This window comes from Saccharopolyspora sp. 7B (genome assembly GCF_020177435.1).
GTDB lineage: Bacteria > Actinomycetota > Actinomycetes > Mycobacteriales > Pseudonocardiaceae > Saccharopolyspora_C > Saccharopolyspora_C gregorii.
Genome location: NZ_JAIUKC010000235.1, coordinates 1 through 7,232 on the forward strand (window position 1 = coordinate 1; position 7,232 = coordinate 7,232).

The 7,232-nt window shown below is 74.6% G+C and carries 7 protein-coding genes; 6 read left to right on the forward strand and 1 reads right to left on the reverse strand.

Going from position 1 to position 7,232, the window contains the following annotated elements:
* Positions 1-181 precede the first annotated feature (181 nt).
* The 4 genes from ggt to LCD33_RS27690 all read left to right on the forward strand — a co-directional run bounded on the left by ggt (position 182) and on the right by LCD33_RS27690 (position 5,108).
* Positions 182-1,972 (forward strand): gamma-glutamyltransferase, encoded by a 1,791-nt coding sequence (ggt, locus tag LCD33_RS27675; RefSeq protein ID WP_224978455.1) that lies wholly within the window; start codon positions 182-184, stop codon positions 1,970-1,972.
* Between the two features lie 240 nt (positions 1,973-2,212).
* The gene (gene def, locus LCD33_RS27680) at positions 2,213-2,758 is read left to right on the forward strand and encodes a peptide deformylase (protein WP_224962695.1); all 546 of its coding nucleotides are present in this window, start codon (positions 2,213-2,215) and stop codon (positions 2,756-2,758) included.
* Positions 2,759-2,760: 2 nt separating this feature from the next.
* Complete coding sequence (gene fmt, locus LCD33_RS27685; protein WP_224962693.1) at positions 2,761-3,687, forward strand: methionyl-tRNA formyltransferase; 927 nt, start codon at positions 2,761-2,763, stop codon at positions 3,685-3,687.
* A complete protein-coding gene (locus LCD33_RS27690) occupies positions 3,684-5,108 on the forward strand; it encodes an RsmB/NOP family class I SAM-dependent RNA methyltransferase (protein ID WP_224962691.1) in 1,425 nt (474 codons plus the stop codon). The genes fmt and LCD33_RS27690 overlap by 4 nt, the downstream gene beginning before the upstream one ends.
* A 208-nt stretch (positions 5,109-5,316) precedes the next feature.
* Here the strand turns inward: LCD33_RS27690 and LCD33_RS29235 are convergent, their stop codons facing one another.
* A complete protein-coding gene (locus LCD33_RS29235) occupies positions 5,317-6,036 on the reverse strand; it encodes a zf-HC2 domain-containing protein (RefSeq protein WP_308011335.1) in 720 nt (239 codons plus the stop codon).
* 64 nt (positions 6,037-6,100) lie between these two features.
* On the opposite strand from LCD33_RS29235, the gene LCD33_RS27700 reads away from it, so the two are divergent.
* Complete coding sequence (locus tag LCD33_RS27700) at positions 6,101-6,661, forward strand: sigma-70 family RNA polymerase sigma factor (protein ID WP_224962689.1); 561 nt, start codon at positions 6,101-6,103, stop codon at positions 6,659-6,661.
* 64 nt (positions 6,662-6,725) lie between these two features.
* Entirely contained in the window at positions 6,726-7,139 is a 414-nt protein-coding gene (locus LCD33_RS27705) for an OsmC family protein (RefSeq protein ID WP_224978456.1), read from the forward strand.
* Positions 7,140-7,232 lie beyond the last annotated feature (93 nt).

Here is a 7,232-nt window from a genome sequence, read left to right on the forward strand (position 1 = left end):
GGTCCGTTGACTCGTGTCGGTGTGGGGTGAACGGACTGTTCGTCCCATCTGGTTGGTCGAACGGTCCGTTGACTCCGATCGCGCCGGTGTTGATCTCGGTCCGCCAACGATGCCCCGTTCGTGTTGTCGAGGTGGCCGTCGCTCGGCACAGTGACGGGCACTCGGAGATCGGAGGCACACGATGGTGCGAGCACGACCCGTTCGGATCACCCTCGCGGCGGTCACCTCCTGCGCGCTGATCACTCCGATGGCGCACGCCGCCCCCGTCCCGCCGCCCAAGGCGCCGGAGGCGATCGGCTACGGCGGCGCCGTCTCCAGCGTCGATCCGGACGCCACCCGCGCCGGCATCGAGGTCCTCCGGGCGGGCGGCACCGCGGCCGACGCCGCCGTCGCGGTCGCCGCGGCGCTCGGCGTCACCGAGCCCTACTCGGCGGGCATCGGGGGCGGCGGCTACTTCGTGCACTACGACGCGGGCACCGGCGAGGTCTCCACCCTCGACGGCCGCGAGACCGCGCCCGCCTCCGCGCACCCCGAGATGTTCCTGGAGGACGGCGAGCCGATCCCCGCCGCGGAGGCCATCACCAGCGGACTCGGCGTCGGCGTGCCCGGCACCCCCGCCACCTGGGAGCAGGCGCTGCGGCGGTGGGGGAACGAGGACCTGGGCGAGGTGCTGCGCCCCGCCGAACGCCTCGCCCGGGACGGCTTCGTCGTCGACGACACCTTCCGGGAGCAGACCGCCGCCAACCAGGAGCGCTTCAGCGCGTTCCCCGCGACTCGGGACCTGTTCCTGCCCGGCGGTGCGCCGCCCGCCACCGGCAGCACGTTCCGCAACCCGGACCTCGCCGCGACCTACCGCACCCTCGCCGCCGAGGGCCTCGACCCGCTGTACCGCGGTGAGATCGGCGCCGACGTGGTCGAAGCCGTGCGGAACCCGCCGGTCGACCCGGCGGCCGGGCGCACCGTGCGGCCCGGCGGCATGACCGCCGACGACCTGCGCGATTACCGGATCGAGGAGCGCGACCCGACGCACGTGACCTACCGGGGGCTCGACGTGTACGGGATGCCGCCGTCGGCCTCCGGCGGCACCACCGTCGGCGAGGCGCTGAACATCCTCGAAGGCACCGACCTGGGCGCGCTGGACGAGGCGCAGTACCTGCACCGCTTCCTGGAGGCGAGCAAGCTCGGCTTCGCCGACCGGAACCGCTGGGTCGCCGATCCCGCGTTCGGCGACGTGCCCACCGCGGAGCTCACCGGCCAGGAGTTCGCCGACTCCCGCGCCTGCCTGATCACCCCGGACGCGGTCCTGCCCGCCCCGGTCGCCGCCGCCGACCCGCGCGAGCCCGCGCCCTGCGCGCCCCGACCGCCCGAACGCGGCGGGATCGACTACGAGGGCCCGAACACCACGCACCTCACCGTCGCCGACGCCCGCGGGGACGTGGTGTCCTACACGCTGACCATCGAGCAGACCGGCGGCAGCGGCATCACCGTGCCCGGGCGCGGGTTCCTGCTCAACAACGAGCTCACCGACTTCTCGTCCACCCCGGCCGTGCCCGGCGAACCCGACCCGAACCTGCCGGAACCCGGCAAGCGGCCGCGCAGCTCCATCAGCCCCACCGTGGTGCTGCGCGACGGGGAACCGGTGCTGGCGGTGGGCAGCCCCGGCGGCGCCACCATCATCACCACGGTGCTGCAGGTGCTGACCGGGCGCATCGACCGCGGCCTGCCGCTGGTGGAGGCGATCGCCCGGCCGCGCGCCTCGCAGCGCAACGCGCCGAGCACCGAGGCCGAAGCGGCCTTCCTGGCGCTGCCCGAAGCGGAGAAGTTGCGCGCCCTCGGGCACGAGCTCGACCCGTCCGCGGAGATCGGGGCCGCGACCGGTGTGGAACGGCTGCCCGACGGGCGCTGGCTCGCCGCCGCCGAACCGGCGCGCCGCGGCGGGGGAGCGGCCGAGGTGGTGCTGCCCGCCCCCTGACCCGGCCAGGTCGAGCGGGAGCACCGCCGACGCCGCGGCGCGCGGGCCGCCGGTGGGCTCCGGGCGCGGACGTCGCCGGTGCGGCGGTCGCCGCAGGAGGAATCGATCCCGCGGCGAGGAGGCCGCCGCGCGGGACGGCCACGGAGGCGGGGCGGGCGAGGACGACCGCGCGGTCGGGCGGCGCGAGGGCGACGACTAGACTCGCCGGGTCCCCCCGCCGAGCCCGAACCGGGAGCCCGCGTGACCGTCCAGCCCGTCCGACTCTTCGGCGACCCCGTCCTGCGGACCCGCGCCGACGAGGTCGTGGACTTCGACAAGGAACTGCACGGCCTCGTGCGCGACCTGTGGGACACCATGCACGAGCAGGGCGGGGCCGGGCTGGCCGCGCCGCAGCTCGGCGTCGGGCTGCGCGTGTTCACCTACCGCTGCGACGGCTTCGAGGGCCACCTGATCAACCCGGGCTGGGAGGTCGTCGGCGAGGAGATGCAGGACGGCCCCGAAGGCTGCCTGTCCATCCCCGGCATGCGCTGGGACTGCCTGCGGCACAAGCGCGTCGTCGCCCGCGGCTGGAACATGCACGGCGACCCGGTGGAGATCGAGGGCACGGACCTGCTGGCCCGCTGCATCCAGCACGAGACCGACCACCTGGACGGGGTCCTGTTCGTGGACCGGCTCGACGCCGAGACCCGCAAGCGCGCGCTGCGCGAGATCCGGCAGGCCGACTGGTTCGACGGGCAGGTGCCGGTCGTCAAGGAGAGCCCGCACCCGCTGTTCGGGAAGCGCTGAGCATGCGGATCGTCTTCGCCGGGACGCCCGAGCCCGCCGTGCCCGCGCTGCGCGCGCTCCTGGACTCCGAGCGGCACGAGGTCGCCGCCGTGATCACCCGGCCGGACGCCCGCGCGGGCCGCGGCCGCAAGGTGCTGCGCTCCCCGGTGGGCGCGCTCGCCGACGAGCACGGCGTCGAAGTGCTCACCCCCGCCCGCGCCACCGACCCGGACTTCCTGGCACGGCTGGCCGAACTCGAACCGGACTGCTGCCCGGTCGTCGCCTACGGGGCGCTGCTGCGGCAGCAGGCCCTCGACATCCCGCGGCACGGCTGGGTGAACCTGCACTTCTCGCTGCTGCCCGCGTGGCGCGGCGCGGCGCCCGTGCAGTCCGCGATCCGGCACGGCGACGAGATCACCGGTGCCGCCACCTTCCACCTGGTCCCCGAGCTGGACGCCGGGCCGGTGTACGGCGTGGTCACCGAAGCGGTGCGCGATACCGACACGGCGGGCGCGCTGCTGGACCGGCTGTCGATCTCCGGCGCCGACCTGCTGGTCGCCACCCTCGACGGCATCGAGGACGGCACCCTGCGGGCCAGGCCGCAGCCCGCCGAAGGCGTCAGCTACGCGCCGAAGGTCACCCCGGAGGACGCCAAGGCCGACTTCGCCGCGCCCGCGCTCGCCGTGGACCGCCTGATCCGCTCCGTGACCCCCGACCCGGGGGCGTGGGCCTGGTTCCGCGACGAGCGGTTCAAGCTCGGGCCCGTCACCCGCACCGAGGAGACCGGGCTCGCACCCGGCGAGATCGACGTGCAGCGCCGCCGGGTGCTCGTCGGCACCGCCACCGAAGCGGTGCAGCTCGGCGAAGTGCAAGCCCAGGGCAAGAAGCGGATGGCGGCCACCGACTGGGCGCGCGGAACCCGCATCGAGCAAGGAGAACGCCTGCAGTGAACGACGACCGCCCCCGCCGTCCGTCCCGGCCGCGCGGCAGCCGCCCGCCGCAGCGCGGCAAGAACCCGGCTCGGCCGCCGGCGCAGGACCCGGCGCGGATGGCCGCGCTGGACACGCTGCGCGCCGTGCGCGAACGCGACGCCTACGCGAACCTGACGCTGCCCGGCCTGCTGCGGCAGCGCAAGATCAGCGGGCGGGACGCGGGCCTGGCCACCGAGCTCGCCTACGGCGCCTGCCGGGCCAGGGGACTGCTCGACGCGGTGATCGCCGACTGCAGCGGCCGCGAGGTGTCCGAAGTGGACCCGATCACGCTGGACGCGCTGCGGCTCGGCGTGTACCAGTTGCTGCGCACCAGGATTCCGGCCCACGCCGCCGTGTCCTCCACAGTGGACATCGTGCGCGGTGAGGTCGGTTCGAAGCTCGCCGGATTCGCCAACGCCGTGATGCGCCGCGCGGGCGAACGCGACGAACAGCAGTGGATCGAACGGCTCGCCCCCGACCGCGCCACCGACCCCGTCGGCCACCTCGCGCTGCGCCACGCGCACCCGCGCTGGATCGCGCAGGCCTTCGCCGACGCGCTCGGCGACACCGGCGACGAACTCGCCGCCGCGCTCGCCGCCGACGACGCCCGGCCCGCCGTGCACCTCGTCGCCCGGCCCGGCGAGATCAGCGCCGAAGAGCTCGCCGCCATCACCGGCGGCGACGAAGCGCCCTACTCGCCCTACGGCGTGCACCTCGAAGCGGGCGCCGGCGACCCCGGCGACCTCGAACCCGTCCGCGAGGGCTTCGCCGCCGTGCAGGACGAAGGCAGCCAGCTCACCGCGCTCGCCGTCACCCGGCCCGAGGTCACCGGCGGCGACACCCGCTGGCTCGACCTGTGCGCCGGACCCGGCGGCAAGGCCGGGCTGCTCGGCGCCCTCATCACCCTCGACGGCGGCACCCTCGACGCCGTCGAGCAGTCCGAGCACCGCGCCGAACTCATCCGCAAGGTCACCCGCGACCTCGCCGTCACCGTGCACGTCACCGACGGCCGCGAACCCGGGCTCGAACCCGGCTACGACCGGGTGCTCGTCGACGCGCCCTGCACCGGGCTCGGCGCGCTGCGCCGCCGACCCGAAGCGCGCTGGCGGCGGCAGCCGTCCGACGTCGCCGAACTCGCCAAGCTGCAGCGCTCGCTGCTGCTGTCCGCCGTCGGCCTCGCCCGCTCCGGCGCCGTCGTGGCCTACGTCGTGTGCTCCCCGCACCTGTCCGAGACCGAGGGCGTCATCTCCGACGTGGTCCGGCGCAGCGGGGCGGAACTCCTCGACGCGCGCGAGGCGTTCCCCGGCGTGCCCGACCTCGGGGACGGGCCGACCGTCCAGCTGTGGCCCCACAAACACGGCACCGACGCGATGTTCTGCGCGTTGCTGCGGGTGTCCTGACGTACTCCTGCTGCTCGGGGAGTGGGTGGGGAACCTCAGCGGTTCCCTCGCTGCGGGATCTTTTTCACAGGTGGCTCCGCCACATGCGAAAAAGCTGTCCTCGCGAGGGAACCGCTGAGAACCCGCGGGTGGTCCCGTTGCTCGGGTGGTCGGCAGGTCAGCAGCTTCGCCGCTGGGAGGATCAACTGATCAACTGATTCTGCGGCCCTCAGGCCGCTTCGCGGTGGGCGGTCGGGCGGAGGTGCGGTGGGCCTTGCGGGGCTCGGGGAGTGCTGGAGGTGTCGTCCGCCGCGTGCGGGCCGTCGGCTGCGGTGCGGTCCGCGTCCGCCGGGCCACCGCCGCCGGTGCGGTGCACCGCGAACAGCAGGCCCAGGCCGACCAGCAGCAGCGCGTGCGAGGCCACCCGCTCCACCGTCGCCGCCCCGATCACCAGGTCGTGCACCGAGAAACCGGCCAGCGCCGCCACGAACGCGCTCAGCACCGGCAGCACCCCCGCCGCCGTGCGATCGTGCCACGCCGCCCACAGCAACCCCACGCCCAGCGCCAGGTTCCAGGCGGTGCTCTCGTTGAACAGGTGCGCCGCCATGCCCGGCCCGCCGTGCGCCGCGTGCCCGTGCATGCCGATCAGCCCCGACAGCTGACCGAGCGCGAGCAGGATCTGCGCCACCGCGGTCAGCGCCAACGCCCCGCGCAGCACCCCGCGCGTGCGGCGCGGACGTTCCGCCGCCGCCAGCACCGCCCCCGCCAAGTCCGGGGTGGGCGCCACCGCCCGCACCCGCAGGTTCCGGGTCAGCGCCCCCGCCTCGGCCTGGAAGGCCCGGCAGGCCGCGCACGTCTCCAGGTGGGCGTCGACCTCGGATTCCGGAGCCTCCGGGAGCTCCCCGTCCAGCAAGGCCGACACCGAGGTCCGGCATCGTTCGCAGTTCACGGTCAGATTGTCGGCCGAGCAGGGGGAGGAGTTCCCGGCGGGGCTTCGACTAGTCTCGACCACCGTGACGCACTCGGAGGCCGAAGACACCCGTGTGACCGAGCTCGCGCTGGCCGCCGGGAAAGGTGACCGCCGCGCCCTCGAAGAACTCGTCCGGGCCACCCAGCGCGACGTCTGGCGGTTCCTCGCGCACCTCGCGGGCGTGCCCGCGGCCGACGACCTCGCGCAGGAGACCTACCTGCGGGCGATGCGGGCCGTGCGCACCTTCCGCGGCTCGTCCTCCGCGCGCACCTGGCTGCTGGCCATCGCGCGCCGCGTCGTCGTCGACCAGATCCGCTCCGAACGCGCCCGGCCGCGCACCGTCACCTCCGATTGGGCGCAGGTGGCCGAGAGCGGTGGCCGCACCGGACGCGGCTTCGAAGAACTCGTCGAAGTCGGCGTGCTGCTCGACGGGCTCGACCCGGACCGGCGGGAAGCGCTCGTGCTCACCCAGGTCCTCGGGCTGACCTACCTGGAGGCCGCCGAGGTCAGCGGCTGCGAGCTCGGCACCGTCCGCTCGCGGGTCGCCCGCGCCCGCGAAGACCTCCTCACCCGCTCCCGCGGGCAGGACACCGGCACCGGCTGAGGGAACATCCCGGGACCGTCCCCGGTTGTGCGGGAAGATCCATCGACCAGCAGCGGAGGACGAGATGCCAGGCACACCGGTAGAGGTGCACCGCACCGGCGAGCACACCTTCACCGCCACCAACGGCCGCGGCGGGCAGGTCACCATCGGCCGCGACGGCGCCCCCGACGCGTTCACCCCCGGTGAGCTGCTGCTCGCCGCCATCGCCGGGTGCTCCGCCGTCACCAGCGAGAACCTGCTGGTGCGCCGCGCGGGTGCGGACGCCGACATCGCGGTGCACGCCGACCGGGACAAGACCGACGCCGACCCGAACAAGTTCTCCGAGGTGCGGGTCCGCTTCGACGTGGACCTGAGCTCCGTCGCCGACGCCGACCGGGCGAAGCTGCTCGACGCGGTGGAACGCGCCATCGAGCGGTACTGCACCGTCTCCCGCTCGGTCCAGGAGAGCACTCCTATTTCGTTGGAGCTGCCTCGGTGACGGTGGTGGTCGGCTGGCGGAACCTCAGCGCCCTCCTCGCTGCGGGATCGTTTTCACCGGTGGCTCCGCCACAGGAGAAAACGCTGTCCTCGC

Excerpts from the sequence above, each read along its gene's own strand:
- ggt (WP_224978455.1), top strand. The coding sequence starts at position 182 with ATGGTGCGAGCACGACCCGTTCGGATCACCCTCGCGGCGGTCACCTCC.
- fmt (WP_224962693.1), top strand. The coding sequence starts at position 2,761 with ATGCGGATCGTCTTCGCCGGGACGCCCGAGCCCGCCGTGCCCGCGCTG.
- LCD33_RS27705 (WP_224978456.1), top strand. The coding sequence starts at position 6,726 with ATGCCAGGCACACCGGTAGAGGTGCACCGCACCGGCGAGCACACCTTC.